Genomic DNA, 19,955 nt, shown 5'->3' with positions numbered 1-19,955 from the left:
CGATGAGAATGCCCACACCGATGTTAAGTACAGTGAGCCAAATGATACTCATCCCCCACTGTCCCGCCACCCCTCCGAATCCTATTATGGCGCTAGTGGAGATGAAAGTGGCGCCATACGATAACCCGATGATCCAAGGATTGATGTTCCTGCCCGCGAGCAAGAAATCGTCGCCGCATTTGGTGCGCTTCGCCCCCAGGTATCCTAGGTATAGGGTTATCGTCACGAACACCACGGTGGTCAATGCAAAAGTGAGTAGGTCGACCACCAGCTCACTCCTCCCTATTCCATTTCCAGATGCCGTAGGCCACGCAGGCCGCGGCGAGACCTATCGCCATGACATACCCTGACCATACCAATGGGTCATCTATCCCCCACACTCTAGCTCGCCCCCCTCAATCCAGCGCAAATCGACTAATACAGGTGTCACTAGGCTTTCGCGATTTCCGAGGGCATTGGTTTCACTTTATATAAATGTTACATGTTAGTAGGAAGCATGCTAGCATTATACAATCATTGAATTTTCCTCTTATCGATGACTCTCTTAGCTTTACCCTCGAATCTCGGCAGGGAACCAGGCTCCAATAGTTCCACTTCGGCGCTGACGCTGAGCACATTCTTGAGACGCTCATGTATCCTCGTTTTAAGGGATTCCAACTTAGCCACATTATCCTGGAAGGACTCTGGCTTCAGCTCTACCCTCACCAGCATCTCATCCAGCGCTCCCCTTCTGTCAACCACTATCTGGAACTCGTTGCCGAGCTCTGGGTTGGACATCAGAACATACTCCACCTGCGAGGGGAACACATTTATACCGCGTATGATGAACATGTCGTCCACCCGGCCTGTTATCCTGCCCAGGCGGGGATGGTCGCGTCCGCAGGGACACCCCTCTACATCAATAGTGGAAATATCCCCAGTTCGATAACGGACGATGGGGACTGCCTCCTTAAGCAACATGGTCACCACGAGCTCGCCTTTTTCCCCTGGGCCCAGTTGCTCTCCTGTATCTGGATCTATTATCTCTATCAAGGTCTGATCGCTCCAAACGTGCATCCCCTTCTGTTCTGCGCACTCGCACCACAGGGGGCCCGAGAGCTCGCTGGTTCCGTAAATGTTAATGCCTTTGACGCCTAGCCATTCTCGCATCCGTTCGCGCATTCCCTCTGACCAGGGTTCTGCTCCTAGAATGCCTAATCTTAACTTCGTATCTCGCTTGAAATCGATGCCTTTCTTCTCCGCTACCTCACCCAAGTGCATGAGGTATGATGGCGTGCAGGCGATGGCCGTGACGCCAAGTCGCTTTATCATATCCAGTTGCCTCTCGGAGTTTCCTGTGCTGGCTGGAACCACCGTGCAGCCTAAGCGTTCAGCCCCATAATGAAGACCCAATCCTCCCGTGAAGAGTCCGTATGTATAGGCCACTTGTAGGATGTCATCCTGACCGATGCCGGCGGAGGCAAGGGCGCGCGCGACCGATTCCGTCCAGTTGTTTACATCATTTTGAGTATAGCCCACTATGGTGGGGTGCCCAGTGGTACCTGAGGAGGCATGATAGCGCACCAGTTCTCTATTCGATGCCAAGAAGAGTCTTTCAGGCTCCAGCTCTCTAAGATCCTTTTTGTACATAAAGGGGAGTTTCACCACGTCCTTTGAAGTCCGTATCTGGTCTGGATGAACCTTGGCCGCATCCATCCTCTCCCGATAAAACGGTGAGTAATCATACATGCGATGAACCAGCGCCTTTAGAAGCTTCGATTGGAGCCTCTCGAGCTCTTCCCTGGGCATGAATTCCATCTTTGGGTTCCACGCAGCCACGCCATCACCTCTGCGCTCGCTTTAGGCCATCACTTGAAATGAGATGTATCGTAGAGCGTCCGCCCACTTGCAAGTATGCAGTCGATAGCTCGGTCTACTTCTTCCACCTTCAAGATAAGGACGGCGGAAGGATGATTGCGATAGCCATAGGCATATTCGATGTTGATCCCCGCCTCCTTGAGCATCACCGTCAGGTCATACAGCCCACCTGGTTTATCTTCCATCTTCACCGCCAGGACATCGGTAAACTTAACCACATGTCCTTCCGAAGTAAGTTTCTCATAGGCTTTCTCCGGTTTATCCACAAGCATGCGCACCACCCCGTAGCCAGAACCCTCGGCGATGGTGAAGCCCAGGATATTCACCTGAGCCTCCTTCATATCCCGGGCGATGTCCATGAGCCTTCCCGGTCTGTTTTCAGAAAAGATCGAGAGCTGCTTTATGCGATACTTGGCGCGATCATCCATCAATAAACCCTCCTATCCACCACTCTTTTTGCTTTTCCTTCGAAACGGGGTAGGCTGCCCGGCTCCACTAACTCCACATCGACGCTGACATTTAGCAGATTCCTGAGCTTAGCCTCCACCCTTTCCCTAAGAGCATTCAATTGGATGATATTGTCGGTGAACGCCTCTGGTTTGAGCTCAACCTTGACCAGCATCTCATCCAGCGCTCCCTTTCTGTCAACCACTATCTGGAACTCGTTCCCTAATTCGGGATTTGTCATAAGGGAATACTCTACCTGTGAGGGGAATACGTTTATGCCGCGTATGATGAGCATGTCGTCCACCCTGCCCGTTATCCTCGAAATGCGGGGATGAGTGCGCCCGCAGGCGCATTTTTCCTCGTGCTTGATGGTGATATCGCCTATGCGGTAACGTATGAGAGGAAAAGCCTCTTTAGTCAACATGGTGAGGACCATCTCGCCTTTTTCCTCCGGGCCCACAGGTTCTGACGTTTTAGGATCCAATATCTCTAGCAGACAGATATCCCCCCAGAAATGTATTCCCTGTTGGTGGGCGCACTCTGAGAACATCGGCCCTGCCATCTCGCTCGCTCCGAAGCAGTTGATCCCTTTTACACCTAGCCAGTCCTGTATTCGATCGCGCATCCTTTCTGACCAAGGCTCTGCGCCTAAGAGGCCAACCCTCAATCTGGTGTCATTTTTTATGCTAACTCCTATCTTCTCTGCTACCTCCCCCACATACATCATGTATGAGGGAGTAGCGGCCATGGCTGTGACACCTAAATCCTGAATGAGTTGAATCTGCCTTTCAGTGTTGCCGGTGCTAGCGGGCACGACGGCAGCTCCTATTTTCTCTGCCGCATAATGGAACCCCAAACCCCCTGTGAAAAGGCCGTAAGTATTGGCTATCTGGATGACATCATCTTGACCTAAACCCGCAGAGGTCAACGCTCGTGCCAACGATTCGGACCAAGTCTCAATGTCATTTTTCGTATAGCCCACTATGGTAGGTTTACCGGTAGTGCCCGAGGAGGCATGATAGCGTATTATATCCCTTTTCTGTACCACGAAAAGCTTATCAGGATAATAGTCACGGAGATCCTTCTTCGACATGAAGGGAAGCTTATTCACATCTTCCAACTTTTTCAGGTTGTCTGGCTCAACATTCGCTGCCTCCATTCGTTGGCGATAGAAGGGCGAATGCTCATAGAGTCGGTTCACCAGAGCCTTTAGCCTCTTGAACTGAAGCGCTCTAAGCTCACTTATGGGCATGGTCTCGATTTGAGGGTTCCAATATGCCATCTTACTCCCCGGGATGTTAGGTATGTGGGCTGATAGCATGTAGCATATAATAGCGTTCCTGATTGAGGCTTCAATCCATTCAAAGGAACAACAACTATAACTTATGCGTTTTTATTGCGTTTTCATTTATCATTCATACTATGCCCGAGCTGCCTGAAGTGGAGGTACTGCGTCGTCGATTAATCCCAGCTTGCGTCGGTAGGCGAATAAATGAAGTGGTAGTCAAGGACGGCCGAGTTCTTAGCGAAGTAGACTCCTCAGAATTGCAAGCTTGCGTAGAGAACAAATCTGTGGTCAACATACTTCGCCATGGTAAACAGCTGTTCTTCGATTTGGGCTCTGGGCTCCTTACGGTCCATCTAGGTATGACTGGTGAACTTCTCATAGTCCAAGGATGTGAGGAGCTAGCCCCTCACGCAAGAGCGCTCTTCAAAATGGATGATGGCTCCACTCTAGTCTATAACGATCCGAGGATGTTCGGCAGATTAGGTTGTACCCGGTCAGTTAAGGATTTCATTATGGATCGTGGTTTAGGACCGGATGCTCTTTCACTAGACGAGAAAGAGTTTTCGGTTTGCGCTAAATCGCATCGTCGCCCTATCAAGGCGGTGTTAATGGATCAGCACATACTCGCAGGCGTAGGCAATCTGTATTCGGATGAGGCCTTGTTTCAAGCGCGCATCAATCCTACTAAAGTGGCTAATAAAATATCATCGAAAGGATTGAGGTGTTTGGGTCGGGAGATCAAAGAGGTGTTGCTCCAATCGATATATGCAGAGACCGTCTTCGAAAGGCTACCTAAAGGTTATCTTTTAAGGTGCAGGCGAAGAGGAGAGCTTTGCCCTCGAAATAACGGGGTGTTAACATCTATTGAGATAGGAGGGAGGACCTCTGTCTATTGTCCGACGTGCCAGAGAAACTGACATGAGGCCGGCACTTCTTTATCAATTAGAGACCAAAACGATGAAGAAGGCGATGGTATTTAAACAAAGGTAGCTCTTGCACATTAATCCATGAATCCCAAGCATCTTGATCTTACGGATATCGTCCTCTTACAGATGCTCCTTTCAGATTCGCGAGCCTCTTATCGCGAGATGGCAGATTTCCTTAGGACAACTCCAGATGAAGTAGAAGACCGGATAAGAACCATGGTTCAGCTCGGAGTTCTGCGCAGCTTTGTGGTTCGGTTCAGGCCGGAGCATCTTGGGGCAGTGGGGATCTTCGTTTATGGTAATAGCGAGATTACCAAATTGGAAGAGGCGGTTGCCCGCCTTTGTCAGAATAATGCCACATCCTGGTTAGGGATAGGAACTGGGGGGCGGATATATATCGGTGCGCTGCTAAGGCGACTGTCTCATCTTGATTCATACATTTCCTTCTTGAAGGAAGAGGGGATCAAGGAGTTGGTCTTTGGAATCAGGACTCCACCTCCCAACAAAAGTAGGGAAGCTCTTGAATTGAATGAAATCGACATGAGAATAATTCGCGCATTGCGTATTGATGCGCGAAAGAGCTCTTTTGAAATGGCCAAAGAATTAGGTTATGATGTTGAATTGATCGAGAATAGAATAAAAAGAATGCGGGAGGGGGGTGCAATCGATTTTTCAATTACACTTTCGCCCGAAGCTACGTCCGACATCCTTTGCATGTTCCATGTTTATCATAAAGTTGGTATGCCTCTACGCGAATTCATGAGGACCAAATTGAATGAGCACTCGCCTAACATTCTTTCCTTTAATGCTTTTCGGAATCTTCCCGATTTAATCACAGCACTGGCCTGGGTGAGGGATATGTCAGAGCTGAGGATAATCAAGTCATCATTGGAAGGGGCTGAGGGCATAGAGAGGGTAGAGGCGAATATATTGTTAACTTCAAGAACCACAGAAACCTGGGCGGATGCGATTATTAAAGAGTCTACCATTAAAAGAAAATTCGATTAATCTGATATTTCTGATTTTTCAGAATAATCTAAATAGGAATTTAACAATCAAGTGCTGCTATGATTTCGGAACGAGACAGCGAATCAAAAAATTCCTGTTGCGAAAGTTACGATGCTGGCCGTGAAAAATATCTCATGGAAGCTATCGTGTCGGTCGATGACAGAGGACAGATAGTATTGCCCAAAGAACTGAGACAGAAATTTGGTATTTTGGGAGGACAGAAATTAGCCGTGGTGCTTTTGGAGAGAGGAGGTGTTCCCTGCTGCTTGCAACTATTCAAGGTTGAAAGCTTCTCGGATTCAGTGAAAAAAATAATGGATAATAGCTGAATGGCAAAATCTAGGAGTGATCCCATGACCGTTATGAGAACAACATCGGAACTGAGCTCAAGAGATCGATGGGACCATATTTTGGCGAGGCTGGGTTATAAACGAATGCAACATCGCGTTACGCCTGGTATTTATGAATTGAACGAGCCAAATTCAACATCTCCTGTATTCGTGACGGCAAACTATACGCTTAGTTTCGACGCCCTACGGTCTTCCTTGCATGGGATTAGCTGCTACATCCTCGTTCTGGATACCAAAGGAGTGAACGTGTGGTGCGCGGCGGGAAAGGGTACGTTCTCGACAGAGGAATTGGTCAGGCAGGTAAAGCAAGCGCGACTTGAGGAATTGGTGGCTCATAGAAGGTTAATCCTTCCCCAGCTAGGGGCTCCAGGAGTATCTGCGGTCGAGGTATTCAAGCAAACTGGATTCAAGGTAGAATATGGACCGGTCAGAGCCGCTGATCTACCACAATATCTTCGTTTGGGCTATGCTACCGAGGAGATGCGCACTGTGAAATTTCCGCTTCGGGACCGCGCCGTTCTCATTCCGGTGGAAATAAAGAACTACTTCTGGTTGGCAGTCCTACTACCAATCGCACTTTTCCTTCTTTTCGGCCCGTTCCCTTCTGCGGTGGCGGTTACAGCCATTTTAGGGGGCATAGTCCTATTTCCCTTAGGGCTTCCAATCTTGCCGACACGGGATTTCACGAGCAAGGGTCTGGTGCTCGGCGCCCTACTATCTATCCCTTTTATTTTGTATCCTATCTATATGGCCAATAATATGCTCCAGGGAGGAATTATGGGCTTGGCCTCAGCTTTGGTTATAATCTCTTCTGTGGCCTATATGGCCTTGAACTTCACGGGATGCTCCACAACCGCCTCTAGGACGGGAGTCCGGAAGGAAATATTCCGATACATTCCCATTCTCACAATCATGCTAATAGTAGGACTAGTAATCAGTATCTTCTCTTTTCTGGCCTCATGGCAGGGGTGGTGGTGATGGAGCAGTTGACCATAATAAATCTGGACAGCGGCCCAGATGTTCAGAATGCTAATCCCATAAATACGCTGGTATTCTTTCCCGGAAGATGTACTAATTGTGGATATTGTCTGCAAGTGTGCCCTCACCGCGTGTTTCAGCCAGGGGAGCGGCGTGTGAGGTTGGCTAGGCCTGAGGCCTGCATGGAATGTGGTGCATGTCAGCGCAATTGTGCCTTCGGGGCTATCAAAGTGGAGAGTGGCGTAGGCTGCGCGGCAGCGATGATCAAAGCGGCCTTGACTGGTAAGAAGGAAGTAGTATGTGGTGAGGATTGCTGTAAGTAGGGAAATGACTTAAGAGGATTAAGGACAATCAAGAAGCAATGATGGAAAACCATTTTAGCGGTGTCCCGTATTCACGTTCGTGCGTTCCCCTTTGGAAATTTTTAAAGTGGTCATCATCTACGTGTTGGTTTTCCTTCTATGTATATTGGCGGTGTTTCTAATAGTAGGTCTGGCACAAGACATTATGCAGAGCCTTTCTAATCCTGGACTACTGGAAGACATACGTCAAGCCACTTTGAAGTACGTGGGAGAGATTCTTCTCGTCGTTATCATTATAGAATTAATAGATACTATAATGGTTTATTGGAAGGAGCACGCGGTGAAAGTAGGTTCTGTCCTACTGGTGGCCTTGACCGCGGTGGCACGAGAGCTGATCGTGTTCGATTATTACTATGGAAAAGTGGAGATTCTGGCTGGTACGTCATTGGCAGTGCTGACCCTGGCCTTGGCTATATATCTCATGAGCAAGTCGGTGGCTCAGAGCAGCGTAGGGAAAAAAAGCGAAACGAGCGCAGATAAGTAAAAACTCACTTCAACGCTCTTAAGATATTACCATGAAATAATTTTTCTTTCATCTCTGCGTTGCCCCAGTCCCCATTTTTTATAAGGTCTATGAAATATGGTTGGGAATAGGCGAGCTCGAAAAGCGGCCAATCCGTTCCAAAGAACACACGATCAGGAATTTTCTCATTCGCTTCTGACAATCTCTCCATTACCTTCTCAGGATTTGACGGAAGCCAACCTTGAAGCGCTGAGCAGTCGGCGTAAGTATTGGGGTATCTAGACAGGATTTCATACATCTCCTCTCGATACTTTCCACCTAAATGAGCTATGACTAGCTTCAACTCGGGATGCTTTTCGAGCACGTCGACATAATATGAAGGTCGGGACAGCTCTTCATTCAGAGGGCCCCAGACCGCGCCAGAATGAGTAACGACCATCAATCCAAACTCCTCGACCACATCCCAAAAAGGTGCAATGCGCTCCTCGTTTGGTCTCCACCCTGTGGGGGGATACACCTTCACTCCCCTCGCATCGAAGTGCTTGACATACTTATTCACAAGACGGAGCGCGAACTCTCCTCTCCCTGGATCCACGCCGATGAAAGGAACCAAATATTCTGGATATATTCCCGAGACGCTAAATACCCAATCGTTGAGTTCTTCTACTCCTTGCTTGGTCGGACCGACCATCCCGAAGTCCAGGGGCAGGACTATCGATTTATCTATGCCTGCCGTCTTCATATCATTGATTAGGTCTCTCTCATCAGTTTCCGAAGTGAGCCAATCCCTACCTTCTCCCTGAGGCCCTCCCTGAAAGTATAGAGCATCCAAGAGAACCAATGGTTCGAGATAAGCCTCCATTATGACATCTGGATACATGCTGCGCTTCCATAGATGAACGTGCGCGTCGATTATCATCATTATCGCAGACCTGACCTAGGGCTTATAGATATTCGCTTGATAGCTCCATAAGAATCTCATCATCGAGATAGAGGTTTTTTAAAAGAGTAGGTTGGAGAGGAAATCGCCCCTGACCCACATCTCAAAGTCCTTTTAGGCTCTTCCTCGTGAGGATGAATCTCGCGCTAAGGATGAAAAGCATGAAGAAAAATGACAAGACCAATAAATCTACTGGCCAAGGAAAAGCACTGGGCTGACCAAGAGAGTGGTTTAATGCGTCAACTAAATAGGTCAGGGGGGAAAGATAGGATATGTACACACCGGGGGCGCTCATCTCACTTAGAGGTACGAATACACCACTGATGAATATTAGAGGGAATCTCACCAGGGCTGCGAGCATCATGATGTTAGCAGGATACCTTCCCGCTGGGGAGGATAAGGTAACTCCTAGACCAGAGAAACAGAGGTTTCCCAAGACGTAAGCCAAAAAGAGCATAACCACACTCTCCACCTCTAGATTAAGGAACACAATCCCTACCACGCCTACTATCGTGCTGATGGTAATACCGAACAAGGCTCCAGCGATGATATCTCCTAGAATAATAGTGCCGATACTGACGGGATAAGTCAGAAGACGCTCGAAGGTACCCGCTTGCTTCTCCCAAGGAACGATCAGAGGACCGACAGACGAGGAAGTGAAGAACAGCGCCATGGCAAGAAAGCCTGGAAAGTAGCGCTTAATGTCCAGTTCTCGCCCAACGAAAAATGCGAAGAATAGAAAGGTAGGAAGGATAAGGCCGAATATGAAAACAGGGGCCTTGCGATAATAAATCCTGATATCTTTCTGAGCCGTAACCCAAGTCGCTCTGGCTAATATCTGTAGGTTCATCACCGCACCTCGCAAAGCTTCACGAAAACATCCTCTAAGGTGGGCCCACAAGTCTCCAAATTGAGGATTCGGAACCCCTCACGCTTCTTTATCTCCATAATATGGTCCAAAGCCTGGTCCAAATCCCCGACCCATAACTTGCATTTATCACCACAAGTTTCTGCCTTATGAATGCAATGACATAAAAACACCGAAGGTTCTACATTCCTGTCGAATGCCAGTTCTATGGTTTGAGACTTCTCCATTGTTTTCTTCAGCTTTTCAGGTGTGTCGATGGCAGCTATTTTACCCTTGTTTATAATACACACCCTCTGGCAAAGGCGATTCGCCTCCTCAATGTTATGGGTTGTAAGTAATACAGACGTTCCCTCTTTATTCATCTCCTTTACTTTTTCAATTATCAGACGCCTGCTCATAACATCCAATCCCTCAGTGGGTTCGTCCAGTAAAAGGACTGGAGGTTGGTGTATGAGGGCGCAAGCAACGCTGACTCGTTGTCTCATTCCCTTGGAAAATTTGCGCAGGAAGTCATCTTTCCTATCGCGAAGCCCTAAATCTTCCAGAAGCTTCTCAGCCCTTGAGCGCCTGGTGGATTTATCCAGACCGTAGTATTTTCCCACAAGATCAAGATTCTCCATGGCGGATAGGTCTGGGTAAACATTCCCCACCTCAGGTATGACGCCCATCCTCTGCTTGGCCTGCAATGATGAAGTTCGCATGTCCAGACCGCGTACTAGAATTTCCCCCTTATCAGGTTTCAACACCCCTGTTATCAATCTGATGGTGGTGGTCTTACCAGCACCATTAGGGCCTAGAAGTCCAAAGAACTCGCCTTCTTCCACAGTAAAGCTGATTCCATCGACAGCGGCGTGATCATTGAATTTTTTCGACAGATTTTGAACCTTAATTGCTGGGATGGAACTCACCTTAACAAGACAATTCGAGGTCGCTCAGGATATTATTTCTTTTTAACATTGGCCAAACGCCCTAATTATTTTTTATTTATTACTGCAAATTGGTCGCATTTTTTATAGCTACTAATACGCTCAGTAATTACAAATACTTACCTGTCCAGATATTTCGTTCTTATCATTAACATACTTAATGGATGGTCCATCCATCCATACTAATGTTTATTTTAACAATAGTCATTTTATGAATCACTCGCGACTTTATGCGAGGGGGTGGAATTTAGTTGACAAGAGAGCAGATACTGGCAGGATTGGAGAAAGCCGTGATCACTGGTAATAAGGCGGAAGCGATAAAAGAAGCGAACGCCGCCTTGAAAGAAGGCATCAAAGCCTTGGACGCCATCGATCACGGTCTGATTAAGGGGATGACGATTGTAGGAGACAAATATGCCGCCCGCGAACTGTATCTTCCTCAGGTGCTCTTGGCCGCTGATGCCATGTATGGTGCGTTGGACGTGCTCTTGCCGCACATACCCAGGGAAGAGGCTAAGAAGCGCGTCAACGTCGTCATCGGTGTTGTTGAGGGTGATGTGCACGACATAGGGAAGAACCTGGTCAAGACCATGTTGACCGCGGCGGGCATGGATTGCACGGACTTAGGCAGGGATGTACCCATTGAGAACTTCATTATTAGCACCAAGGAAAAGGATGCCCACGTAGTAGCCATGAGCACACTCATGACGCCTACCATGGATGGCATGAAACGTTGCGTGGATGGCTTGATTGAAGCTGGATTGAGAATGAAGGTGAAAGTGATAATTGGAGGGGCTCCCACTTCACCAGAGTTCGCCGAGGATATTGGAGCGGACCTGCACGGTATCAACGCGCAGGACGCCGTTAACAAGCTGAAGAAGGTGATTTGAAGATGATGACTCACATCGAGAGAGTTCTGGCGGCCCTGGGTGATAAGCCAGTGGACCGCCTGACGACATATCCCATCGCGTGCGGTGTGCAAAGGAGATACCTGAGCACTCCCACCACATATGCGGAATGGTGCTCGGATCCAAGGAAATTCGCCGAGGCCTTCGTGGCTGGCCAGCGTGCCAACGACTTCGACTTTGCAATAGGGCTCATGGATTTGTCCGTATGTGCAGGAGATTATGGAGCAGGGGTCAGGTTCGATGAGCAAAACACCCCATTCGTAGTAGACCCCGTAGTCAAGAAGCCTGAGGACTATGAGACAAAATTCGCCAACATTCCTGACCCTAAGAAGGGAAGAAGCGGGGTAATCACTCAAGGTACCAAATTATTCGTAGAAAAGCTGGGAAAGGAGGTCATCACGGCAGCTTTCCTTGAAGGGCCCTTGCTCATACTCACTCAGAGCGCTGGAGCCGAAAAGGTCTTTATGGACATGTATAACCACCGCTCTGCTGTGCACAAGGCTCTGAAGGACATCACTGCCTTCGACTATGCCATGATCGAGGAGTTCGCCAAGGCCAAACCCGCCGGTCTGGTCTGGGACTACCTGTGGGGTTCATATTCCTGCTTAGGTGACAAGGAGTATGAGGAGTTCGAGGCCCAATATGCCAGGGGGCTGAATAAAGCCACGCAGGATGCGGGAATGGCCTTCTGCGTACACAACTGCGCGGACCTTCCACACCTGGATACGCAGATTAAGGCTTATAAGCCCGCGATATATTCCATGGCCTGGTACCCCTTGATTCCTGGATCCCCCTCTGCCAAGGAGGCCATCATGAAAGGCTATGCCGACAATTGCCTGCTCGCAGGTAACATCGACCCACAGGCTTTTGTACGCTTCACGGTGGAGAAAATAGAAAAGACCACCATGAATCTCATCCAAGAGGTCAAGACTGCCCTCTGCCAGCGTGGCCTGCACTCGCGTTATGTCATCGCCTCTGGCTGCGAGGTGCCTCCTTCCCTGTCCACTAAGCTAGAGAACATCAAGGCGGTAGTGGATACTACCAAGAAGTATGGCCAAGTGGAGTGCAAGTAAACCATTTCCATCTCAATTCTTTTTTTTCCTTTTCTGTCTAGCAAATTATCCTGCGAATCACTCGGACATCGGAAAAGTATGACCGAAAGATTGACATTCGCACCACTCCTTCAGAGTTCGAGTGAAATTATGAAGCTCGCGCAGATAGCCGGGTTCCTTGGGAGTGGAAAGACCACCCTGCTCATTGAGATTGCCAGAGAATTAGTTGGCAGGGGACATCGTATCGCCATCATCGTCAATGATGTAGGAGAGATAAACGTGGATGCGAAGTTCATCGAGACCTATGGGCTGAAGGCGCGAGAGATCTCAGGCGGTTGCATCTGCTGCCAGATAGCAGGCTCATTCGCTAACACTATATCCATTCTACACACTACATTCAAACCCGATATCGTCATAGTGGAACCCTCAGGCGTGGCCATACCATGGGGTCTGAAGCGCGCGGCTGAATATTCGGAAGCAGAATGCGATGTGGTCATTGAGCATGCGCCAGTAATTACCTTAGTAGATTCAACTAGGGTAGAGCTTCTTATGGATGCAGTGAAGCGCTTGGTGGAGACACAAATACGTGAGGCGGATGTGGTGCTGATTAACAAGGTGGATGCGGCCACAGAAGAGCAGATAGAGAAGTCCAGGCAATTGATCCGAAGCATAAATCCCACCGCGGAAATAATGTTGGCCTCAGGTAGAACCGGAAAAGGCTTGAAGGAAGTGGCGGATATAATTGAGAAGCGCATCTCCCCCCGCTATGACGAGGCTGTGGAAAAGGAGATGCTGCGCAAGCAGTACGGTGCCATGGAGGATTGAGGAGGTCGATTTATGAGCGCTGACGATGAGGATGATGAACTGCATCTGGAAATGCACCGAGCTGCTGATGAGCTAGGCAAGTACGCCGCGCGCCTCATGATAAGACGAGAGCAGGGTATATCGCCTCAGGCTGCCAAAGACTTCATGAGGGATCTTCTGGTGACAGTTACAAAAGAATGCTTCTCAGCTGGAGCCGATCTTATTGGCCACGTTAAAGCTTTCATGCATGCCGATGGGGGTACTCTCATGGGCAGCCTAGTGGATATGGAAGTGGGTGTACAGTTGACCTCTGGACTAGGTAAAAAAAATTTCAATGAGGCCGAGGTCACTTTGCATGTTATAGTGCATGGCATCTGGGATGATAAGGTGAAGGACGCGTCCCGCTTAGGCATCGAGAAGACCATCAGGAAGCATTCCATGGAGCTAGAAGTCCTGCAAGATTATTTCGATACGGAGAAGAGCATAGAGCACCATCTCAGGAAGTGAGGGGAGAACATGGATGGATATTGGGAAGCGATGAAGAGCAAAGGTTTCACCCCGAATACCATGAGGGCGGTGCGAAGCACTATTAAGTGTCCTCAATGCGGCTTCATATTTTCACTGACTTATGCCCGCACTTTCGCCTGCAGAGGATGTCCTCAGGCGGTTTTAAGTTGTCCTAAAGTTCGTTGTGCTAAGTGCGACGCCGAATTTCCTCTCAGATTCATGAATGAAGTGGGGGATGAATATAGAGAGAGATCTCTGGCCGAACACATGGGAACAGTGATTGAAGATTACTATAAGGAAAGGGGCATTAAGAAGACGCGATGAGGAACAACCCTTTCCCAGGGACAAAATCAATCCAAGGCCGATGCCATCAGGGCGGCGAAGCGCTGTGCCTCCTCATCACTAACGAGAGGGAAATCGAAAAGACAAGTGGCCTTACACGCGCCAACTTCCCTTTGCAGCACATCATCCAAAACCACTGATTTCTCAGCTTTCAAACCTATTCCTTCCAATATCCGATCGGCACATCTGTTGCGGCATCCGTTAACAGTAATAAGCTTCTTGGTATCTGCACCGCTCATACTAAGCATCAAGGGAGAAACCCCCAGGGAGCAGGCAGAGAATTGGATAACACGGGATGAATTCTTTTTGGCGAAAATTTCCACTGCTTTTTCTAGTATTAACCCCCTCTCTCCATTGGCTCCGCAAATGATTACCCCTTTCCTCACCCTTGTACCTCCTTCAAGAAAGAAAGGATGCGCTCCTCTGCTGATCTTATGCTTCGGTCCGAGACCATGGGATATTTATCAAGCACCACTACGCCTCTAGGCTTGATGCCGAATTTCATAAGCCCTTGGTTTCCACATCCACCTTCGCAGCCATCAACCACGATGGTGTTGGATGCATCTAGGGATCTTATCTCCTCCATCTGCTTCTCGTAGCCAGCCAGCGCAGGGCAAAGGGTGAAGACTCTTATATTATGATCTCTCGCCACGTTCCTTATCGCCGCGCGCAGCACCCTGGCCCCGGGACTATAGCCTCCGCAAATCACTACGTTCAACATGTTACACCTTGTACTCCACGTACTGTCTGGGTTTTCCGATGGCCGTTATATTCAGCTTGGTCTCTAGCCAGACATCTCCTCCCCACTCCTTTCCCATGGAGGCCCTCATAGCCGAATTCTCCACCACTACTTCCACAGAGTCCGCTCCCGCCTCCACAGCACGCTTCCTGACTATCTCTGAACCCTGCTCAGTGGCATATTTCACAGCTTCCGAGTATTTCTCGAATTCTCTTTTCTCCACCGGCGAATGCATTATGCAAGGTGGATCTTCCATCACACCCAAACCAGGCTTTGGCCGGATTAATATCTCTACCATCTCCATAATGCTCCCTGTTATGGCGCCAACCGCGTTCCCCACTTCCATGTGAGCGGGCAGTAGAAGCTCAGTCTGGAATTTCTCCGCCACGGAGGGAAGGTAAGCCTCTACTGGCGCCCCGATCCCGATGATCTTCTTGTTCAACTTGAGCTTGCAGGAATAATCGACACCACTCTCTCCAGTGACGAATTTTTTGAAGAAGTCCATGGTGGTTTCAGAAAGTTCTGTGCTGCCGGTTTCCTCGTATACCAATTTCTTTAATAGCTCCGTGGCTATCTTATCCTCCACCATGTGCTTCACGGTGGTGCAGAACTGTTGTTCCTCCATGTCCACTAATTTGCATTGTACTTCCACCCCTATGCGCGAAGGCTCAGGATCATATTCCACATAAGTTCCAAGGGTGTGAAGGATGTCCGTCGGGGTGAGCCCTATCCTCTGTATCACCCCCAGCTCCTCGAGGCGCTTTACGTTGAAGGAATAGGGATGGATGCCTGTCATGTCGCTAACTTCTTGGATGGTTCTCGGCTCTTGACGTACCAATTCTATGAATTTGGCCTCCTCATCACTGAAGCTGAATCCTTTGATCTCTTTGCTGAAAACGAAGAACTCAACGACTTGTTGCACGTTTTGCATATCGGTATGTGCTGCCTGAGGCCTAGGCCTAACGTCTCTGCATTTAATCAGCTTGCTCTTGATTAGTCCAGGCCACATCGATTCCGCTATGCACAGAGGAATGACTCTCAAAGGAGTGAGATGTATCTTACCATTATGGACCACAATACGACTGTCGCCCCCGATGCCAGAGGTGGAAATGTCCGCTGCTCTCACTCTCGTCCGCCAGCCCCCGATCATGGCCCCTTCAGGGTCTAACCTGGGCCTTCCGTTCCTCAATATGCCGATATCGGTGGTGGTACCTCCCACATCTATGACCACGGCGTCCGCTTCACCTGTCAGAAACCTAGCCCCTGTAAGGCTTGCTGCAGGTCCCGAAAGGATGGTCTCTACTGGCCTCTCTTTCGCCACCGCCTCACCCATAAGTGAGCCATCGCCTTTAACTATCATAAGAGGGGCAGAGATATTGTGCGCACTCAGCACCTTCTTCACTGAAAGCACCAAATCAGATATTATAGGAATGAGACGAGCATTGAGCACTGCAGTGAGTGTGCGCTCATGGAAGCCTAATTGGGAGGACAGTTCATGACCGCACACTACAGGCAAGTCCGTGCGCGACTTCACCATTTCCTTCAGTGCAATCTCGTGCTCGGGGTTCCTGACGCTGAGGTAGCAGGAGATGGCGAAGCCGTCGACCTTATCCTTGACCCTCTCTACGAAGGCCTCCGCCGCCTCCATATCCAGCGGCTCTGCCTCATCACCCATGAGGTTGTGCCCTCCAGAAATCTGGATGAGCTCGTTTACTGGAACGGATCTGTTAAATTCCTGTCCCGCGACTATGAGGGCAACACGGCAGCCCTTGCCCTCCACCACTGAGTTAGTGGCCAGGGTGGAGGATACCGATACCAGCTGGATCTGCTCGAACAATCTCTCATCCAGCTTCCCTATGGAATTCGATATACCGAGGGATAGATCGTTTCTTGTGGTCAAGGCTTTGGCCTTTGATAGAATCGTCCCTTTCTCCATGTCGATTACAGCTGAATCTGTGTATGTTCCACCGGTGTCGATACCTAATCCAAGGCTCAATTCCATGCCTCCAATCCTTTGCTTAGTCAATTAGCAAGAAGTTCTACCCTACACATCTTATCTATAGTTTAATACTTATGGTCAACATCCAATCTCTCGGGCGAGGCGTCATTGCCAGTTTCGAGCGCACGCCCTTGATCATAGGCTCCAATGAATGAAAATGTACATCCAAATTTTATATCAATCCGCCCGCGCTCCAGCCACTAATGTTCCTGCGCTTATTGGCGGTCTCTTCGATAATCTTGCCCAATGTGTCCTGACCAACTCTAACCACTTTAGGCAATTCATGTGGGAATATCTTTCGCATCTCCTTGAGCAGATATTCATGTACAAGTCCAGTTCCTTTGATGCCCTCAGGAGTCCACCGATCCAATAACGACATGACCCCATCCCGACCGGCGCGGTGGAATGCCTCTAACAATACAGATACCACTACAGAATTATGCGACACCACTGCGATCTCCGCTTCACGAAGGGTCCGCTCCTCAGCATTGAATGCCAAGGGCACTCCTCCCCCTCGCTTGACCAAGGCCAATGCTTGCGCATCTGAGATATCTGATCCAACATACATGGTATCTTCCATGCCAATGCCTGTCTTCTTGCAGACATCGACCAACGATGCGGCTTTCTCATCCCCTCCTAACACGCTAACTTCCTGAATAAGCTGATAAGAGGAAAGGTCACTTATCTCCTTCCAGAAAATCTCATCTAACCTAGAGATGGTGCGTTGATCGTGAGGTGAGAGGTCGCGCAGCGAACGGGCTCCCAAGGGGACTTGAGGCAAAGGCAGGTTTGAAATCTCATCTGCTATGTTCCTGAGAATCTGCGCCTCCCAATCGTCTATCCTCACATAATCAAGCGAAACCCTGGTGCAATAGACGTTGTCAAAAGGGAATCCAACTCTATCACATACGGCACTTACATGATGCTCATAGCTAGAACTCATCAAGAAGGGGGCCATAAGCTCTTGCGCAAAGCGCAGTGTCTTATCGGAGCCTGGGACAAGGATCAGTTTCTTACGGCAATGCTCTTGCATCCTCACATCAGTGAGACCATAAGCCTTAAGGAAAGGCAGAACGAGCCTGGCCACATCCCCCTGTCTCAAGCTTTGTCTTCGTACTAGATTAGATGATATATTGTCATACAGGGATAATATCGAATAGATTTTCCTCCCTTCTGGAATGAAAGCCTCGCATAATTCGAGCACATTGTTATTGAGGGAAACAGCTCCATCTAATGAACAAACGAACTGTCGTCCCTCATATAAGGAGAGCTCCTCGAAACCTTCGAAGTCCATGCATTTCACCTAAAGTTTTTCCAGCGCCCGGTTCACTACCATGGTTAGGTCTATCGGCTCTGCCAGGCTCAAACCATTGGCCACAGGCTTGCCGTTCACTATATCCAAATTCCCTTCTGCAAACATCTTAAGTGTATAAGTAACGAGCGGAGACCATCTAATGCGTTGCATTCTAACTATATGTTTATAGAGCTCTGTGGTCATCAGATTTTGCAGAGGTATCTGATCTAGTTTTCCATCTTTGGTTAGAGACTTCAATTCATTCCATTTCTCTTCATCCTTCGCCGTGTGGAGGGGGAACTCACAATATGTTAGGGGAATAATAGCGTCTTTCTTGCCCACGCATATTCTAGTCATCAACCCATGACTGCTGGCCTTTGAAGTCAATACCTGTCTCACTATCTCAGCCTCTTCCCCCCGAGGCCCCCATGGAAGGGAAGGATAAAGGGCGATGAGGTCGAAACGGGCGCAAGTATCCTCATCCAACTCCACGCGGTCAATGAAACCTAACTCGAAGGGCCTTCCGTAAATCATCTTGCGCAACCTCTTGCCGTAAACCATCCGCCACTCCTTGTCCTTGATATCCCTAATGACCGCTCCATCCCTCTGAGCGGAGAGCATCAAAATGGGAATCTTGAAAAATTGAGCCAGTTCTTCTATCCCTTTCCTAGCTGCTTCTGTCTCATGGTCATGAGCTTCGTCCATCTCCCAAGTACAAAAAATGAAAGATATCGTGGTGTCTAGTAAATCTCTTTCTAGCCCACGGAGTGCTCTCTCCAACAACTCTTTGCACATCATGTCTTGGCCGCTGGTGAACCACGCGATTCTGAAGGTCATGAAACAAACTCCTTGTAAATAGGGAACAACCTCGTTTATCAGGGCTGATTCTGAGGTGTAATATTCTGTTCTAAGATTCATATTCCTTGTTGCTAGAATAAGTGCTCTTTTACCACCCGCGCTTCTCCTCCTACCGTGCAGGATATGGTTTCTATGCCTAAGGCTTCTATACGGGAGCGCACCTCCTTCCCGTCCTCTAACCTAGAATTCACATACACAGTCGCACCAGTATCTATGGAGAAATACGCAGGCAACCCCTCCTGGCGCATCTTTTTTACCTCTAGGATGACCTTCACCGTTTCCGGTCTCCATAATATCAATTCATCTATCCCTGTCATGGTGATGCCGTGGAGAAGCAAGCTGTCGGTCTCGGCCAAGGAGCATATGCGGTCCAGGTCTCTTGCGAAAATTGCCCTTTCCATTTTATCCAATGCTTCTACGACGTATTCGAGCCGAGCCTTGAAGAAAGGAGAGCTTATCGCCTCTTTGTGCGCCGCATCCGTAAATTTATGAGCTGGTATCAGAGCACAAACCATGCTCATATCCAGTTCCTTCGGGCCGGCGAGCATGCGCGAGTATGAGTCCTCGTCACCTGTTCCAGCGTACCAACGCGAGAACCCACCCGTCACTGCTCTGGCAGCGGATCCCGCTCCTCTCCTAGCATATCTCGAGATCTCTTCCAAAGCCAATTTTAGACCCAAGGCGTCCGCGCAAGCTACTGCCAAGGCTGCGAATCCCGAGGCACTGGCGCCCAATCCGATGTTGGAGGGGAAGGAGTTGCTCGAGGCCATGAGGAATCCGCTGTCCTCTCCAGCCCTCTGGCGTAGGGGATTCACAACCGCTAGGATGCGCTCCATCTCCCTTAGGCTTACCGTTCTTCCGTCGATGCGAGCGCTATCTTCCTTATGCCCAAATTCTATGGTGGTCAAACTATGTATAGGCGCAGTGCAAACCGAGATGGAATCATGATAAGGAATACGAAGCCTCTCGTCCTTTAACCCATGATATTTTATCAAGCCCTGAATAGGATAGGCGATGGCGGAAGACTTCATTTTCTCAT

Annotated in this window: 24 protein-coding genes; 11 read left to right on the top strand and 13 right to left on the bottom strand. The window is 49.0% G+C overall.

Features of this window, described 5'->3' with window-relative positions; translation table 11 throughout:
- The 4 genes from QW520_05815 to QW520_05800 form a co-directional block, all read right to left on the bottom strand.
- Nucleotides 1-268, bottom strand: a 268-nt coding sequence (locus QW520_05815; GenBank protein MEM0449321.1) for a sodium:solute symporter family protein, incomplete at its 3' end; no start/stop codon positions are given.
- A 245-nt stretch (nt 269-513) separates the two neighbouring features.
- Nucleotides 514-1,818 carry a phenylacetate--CoA ligase gene (locus tag QW520_05810; protein MEM0449320.1) on the bottom strand — a complete coding sequence of 435 codons (1,305 nt, stop codon included), beginning with the start codon at nt 1,816-1,818 and terminating at the stop codon, nt 514-516.
- A gap of 29 nt (nt 1,819-1,847) precedes the next feature.
- Entirely contained in the window at nt 1,848-2,285 is a 438-nt protein-coding gene (locus QW520_05805; GenBank protein ID MEM0449319.1) for an acetolactate synthase, read from the bottom strand.
- The gene (locus tag QW520_05800; protein ID MEM0449318.1) at nt 2,285-3,625 is read right to left on the bottom strand and encodes a phenylacetate--CoA ligase; all 1,341 of its coding nucleotides are present in this window, start codon (nt 3,623-3,625) and stop codon (nt 2,285-2,287) included. Before QW520_05800 ends, QW520_05805 begins: the two co-directional genes overlap by 1 nt.
- A 101-nt stretch (nt 3,626-3,726) precedes the next feature.
- Here QW520_05800 and QW520_05795 point away from each other — a divergent pair, with 101 nt between their 5' ends.
- From QW520_05795 to QW520_05770, 6 genes are all read left to right on the top strand, one after another.
- Nucleotides 3,727-4,509, top strand: a complete 783-nt coding sequence (locus QW520_05795) for a DNA-formamidopyrimidine glycosylase family protein (GenBank protein MEM0449317.1) — start codon at nt 3,727-3,729, stop codon at nt 4,507-4,509.
- 90 nt (nt 4,510-4,599) lie between these two features.
- The gene (locus QW520_05790) at nt 4,600-5,526 is read left to right on the top strand and encodes an Lrp/AsnC family transcriptional regulator (GenBank protein MEM0449316.1); all 927 of its coding nucleotides are present in this window, start codon (nt 4,600-4,602) and stop codon (nt 5,524-5,526) included.
- A 146-nt stretch (nt 5,527-5,672) separates the two neighbouring features.
- A complete protein-coding gene (locus tag QW520_05785; protein MEM0449315.1) occupies nt 5,673-5,855 on the top strand; it encodes an HgcAB-associated protein in 183 nt (60 codons plus the stop codon).
- Nucleotides 5,856-6,854, top strand: coding sequence for a mercury methylation corrinoid protein HgcA (gene hgcA, locus QW520_05780; protein ID MEM0449314.1), 999 nt, complete (start codon nt 5,856-5,858; stop codon nt 6,852-6,854).
- Nucleotides 6,836-7,177 (top strand): mercury methylation ferredoxin HgcB, encoded by a 342-nt coding sequence (hgcB, locus tag QW520_05775; GenBank protein MEM0449313.1) that lies wholly within the window; start codon nt 6,836-6,838, stop codon nt 7,175-7,177. The genes hgcA and hgcB overlap by 19 nt, the downstream gene beginning before the upstream one ends.
- A 79-nt stretch (nt 7,178-7,256) precedes the next feature.
- Entirely contained in the window at nt 7,257-7,700 is a 444-nt protein-coding gene (locus QW520_05770; GenBank protein ID MEM0449312.1) for a phosphate-starvation-inducible PsiE family protein, read from the top strand.
- Nucleotides 7,701-7,704: 4 nt separating this feature from the next.
- Here the strand turns inward: QW520_05770 and QW520_05765 are convergent, their stop codons facing one another.
- The 3 genes from QW520_05765 to QW520_05755 form a co-directional block, all read right to left on the bottom strand.
- A complete protein-coding gene (locus tag QW520_05765) occupies nt 7,705-8,601 on the bottom strand; it encodes an amidohydrolase family protein (GenBank protein ID MEM0449311.1) in 897 nt (298 codons plus the stop codon).
- A gap of 121 nt (nt 8,602-8,722) precedes the next feature.
- Nucleotides 8,723-9,469: an ABC transporter permease gene (locus tag QW520_05760; protein MEM0449310.1), complete on the bottom strand. Its 747-nt coding sequence runs from the start codon at nt 9,467-9,469 to the stop codon at nt 8,723-8,725.
- Entirely contained in the window at nt 9,469-10,395 is a 927-nt protein-coding gene (locus QW520_05755; GenBank protein ID MEM0449309.1) for an ABC transporter ATP-binding protein, read from the bottom strand. The genes QW520_05760 and QW520_05755 overlap by 1 nt, the downstream gene beginning before the upstream one ends.
- Nucleotides 10,396-10,664: 269 nt before the next feature.
- Between QW520_05755 and QW520_05750 the strand changes: the two genes are divergently transcribed.
- The 5 genes from QW520_05750 (at nt 10,665) to QW520_05730 (ending at nt 14,008) form a co-directional block, all read left to right on the top strand.
- A complete protein-coding gene (locus QW520_05750) occupies nt 10,665-11,303 on the top strand; it encodes a corrinoid protein (GenBank protein ID MEM0449308.1) in 639 nt (212 codons plus the stop codon).
- 2 nt (nt 11,304-11,305) lie between these two features.
- Nucleotides 11,306-12,394, top strand: a complete 1,089-nt coding sequence (locus tag QW520_05745; GenBank protein ID MEM0449307.1) for a uroporphyrinogen decarboxylase family protein — start codon at nt 11,306-11,308, stop codon at nt 12,392-12,394.
- A 129-nt stretch (nt 12,395-12,523) separates the two neighbouring features.
- The gene (locus QW520_05740) at nt 12,524-13,198 is read left to right on the top strand and encodes a GTP-binding protein (protein MEM0449306.1); all 675 of its coding nucleotides are present in this window, start codon (nt 12,524-12,526) and stop codon (nt 13,196-13,198) included.
- A 12-nt stretch (nt 13,199-13,210) separates the two neighbouring features.
- Nucleotides 13,211-13,684, top strand: a complete 474-nt coding sequence (locus QW520_05735; GenBank protein ID MEM0449305.1) for a hypothetical protein — start codon at nt 13,211-13,213, stop codon at nt 13,682-13,684.
- A 9-nt stretch (nt 13,685-13,693) separates the two neighbouring features.
- Nucleotides 13,694-14,008, top strand: a complete 315-nt coding sequence (locus tag QW520_05730) for a hypothetical protein (GenBank protein ID MEM0449304.1) — start codon at nt 13,694-13,696, stop codon at nt 14,006-14,008.
- Nucleotides 14,009-14,034: 26 nt separating this feature from the next.
- On the opposite strand, the gene QW520_05725 is transcribed toward QW520_05730, so the two are convergent.
- The 6 genes from QW520_05725 to QW520_05700 form a co-directional block, all read right to left on the bottom strand.
- Nucleotides 14,035-14,412: a putative zinc-binding protein gene (locus tag QW520_05725; protein MEM0449303.1), complete on the bottom strand. Its 378-nt coding sequence runs from the start codon at nt 14,410-14,412 to the stop codon at nt 14,035-14,037.
- On the bottom strand, nt 14,409-14,747 hold the full coding sequence (locus QW520_05720; protein MEM0449302.1) for a putative zinc-binding protein: 339 nt from the start codon (nt 14,745-14,747) through the stop codon (nt 14,409-14,411). The genes QW520_05725 and QW520_05720 overlap by 4 nt, the downstream gene beginning before the upstream one ends.
- A gap of 1 nt (nt 14,748) precedes the next feature.
- Nucleotides 14,749-16,767, bottom strand: coding sequence for a hydantoinase/oxoprolinase family protein (locus tag QW520_05715; protein MEM0449301.1), 2,019 nt, complete (start codon nt 16,765-16,767; stop codon nt 14,749-14,751).
- Nucleotides 16,768-16,936: 169 nt separating this feature from the next.
- Complete coding sequence (locus tag QW520_05710) at nt 16,937-18,058, bottom strand: hypothetical protein (protein ID MEM0449300.1); 1,122 nt, start codon at nt 18,056-18,058, stop codon at nt 16,937-16,939.
- A 9-nt stretch (nt 18,059-18,067) separates the two neighbouring features.
- Nucleotides 18,068-18,895 (bottom strand): hypothetical protein, encoded by an 828-nt coding sequence (locus tag QW520_05705; GenBank protein MEM0449299.1) that lies wholly within the window; start codon nt 18,893-18,895, stop codon nt 18,068-18,070.
- 92 nt (nt 18,896-18,987) lie between these two features.
- Complete coding sequence (locus QW520_05700) at nt 18,988-19,947, bottom strand: hypothetical protein (protein MEM0449298.1); 960 nt, start codon at nt 19,945-19,947, stop codon at nt 18,988-18,990.
- Nucleotides 19,948-19,955: the final 8 nt, after the last annotated feature.

It is taken from the genome of Methanomassiliicoccales archaeon (genome assembly GCA_038740345.1).
In the GTDB taxonomy this organism is placed as follows: domain Archaea; phylum Thermoplasmatota; class Thermoplasmata; order Methanomassiliicoccales; family UBA472; genus JAJRAN01.
The sequence above is the reverse complement of the archived record's forward strand: the minus strand, read 5'-3'. Positions and strand labels throughout refer to the sequence as shown.

Bases quoted from the DNA above. Each gene is read 5' to 3' on its own strand.
- QW520_05795 (MEM0449317.1), top strand. From the start codon at position 3,727: ATGCCCGAGCTGCCTGAAGTGGAGGTACTGCGTCGTCGATTAATCCCA.
- QW520_05800 (MEM0449318.1), bottom strand. From the start codon at position 3,625: ATGCTATCAGCCCACATACCTAACATCCCGGGGAGTAAGATGGCATAT.
- QW520_05720 (MEM0449302.1), bottom strand. From the start codon at position 14,747: ATGTTGAACGTAGTGATTTGCGGAGGCTATAGTCCCGGGGCCAGGGTG.
- QW520_05735 (MEM0449305.1), top strand. From the start codon at position 13,211: ATGAGCGCTGACGATGAGGATGATGAACTGCATCTGGAAATGCACCGA.
- QW520_05745 (MEM0449307.1), top strand. From the start codon at position 11,306: ATGATGACTCACATCGAGAGAGTTCTGGCGGCCCTGGGTGATAAGCCA.
- QW520_05715 (MEM0449301.1), bottom strand. From the start codon at position 16,767: ATGGAATTGAGCCTTGGATTAGGTATCGACACCGGTGGAACATACACA.
- QW520_05700 (MEM0449298.1), bottom strand. From the start codon at position 19,947: ATGAAGTCTTCCGCCATCGCCTATCCTATTCAGGGCTTGATAAAATAT.
- hgcA (MEM0449314.1), top strand. From the start codon at position 5,856: ATGGCAAAATCTAGGAGTGATCCCATGACCGTTATGAGAACAACATCG.
- QW520_05765 (MEM0449311.1), bottom strand. From the start codon at position 8,601: ATGATGATAATCGACGCGCACGTTCATCTATGGAAGCGCAGCATGTAT.
- QW520_05760 (MEM0449310.1), bottom strand. From the start codon at position 9,469: ATGAACCTACAGATATTAGCCAGAGCGACTTGGGTTACGGCTCAGAAA.
- QW520_05790 (MEM0449316.1), top strand. From the start codon at position 4,600: ATGAATCCCAAGCATCTTGATCTTACGGATATCGTCCTCTTACAGATG.
- QW520_05730 (MEM0449304.1), top strand. From the start codon at position 13,694: ATGGATGGATATTGGGAAGCGATGAAGAGCAAAGGTTTCACCCCGAAT.
- QW520_05705 (MEM0449299.1), bottom strand. From the start codon at position 18,895: ATGACCTTCAGAATCGCGTGGTTCACCAGCGGCCAAGACATGATGTGC.
- hgcB (MEM0449313.1), top strand. From the start codon at position 6,836: ATGGCAGGGGTGGTGGTGATGGAGCAGTTGACCATAATAAATCTGGAC.
- QW520_05710 (MEM0449300.1), bottom strand. From the start codon at position 18,058: ATGGACTTCGAAGGTTTCGAGGAGCTCTCCTTATATGAGGGACGACAG.
- QW520_05740 (MEM0449306.1), top strand. From the start codon at position 12,524: ATGAAGCTCGCGCAGATAGCCGGGTTCCTTGGGAGTGGAAAGACCACC.
- QW520_05805 (MEM0449319.1), bottom strand. From the start codon at position 2,285: ATGGATGATCGCGCCAAGTATCGCATAAAGCAGCTCTCGATCTTTTCT.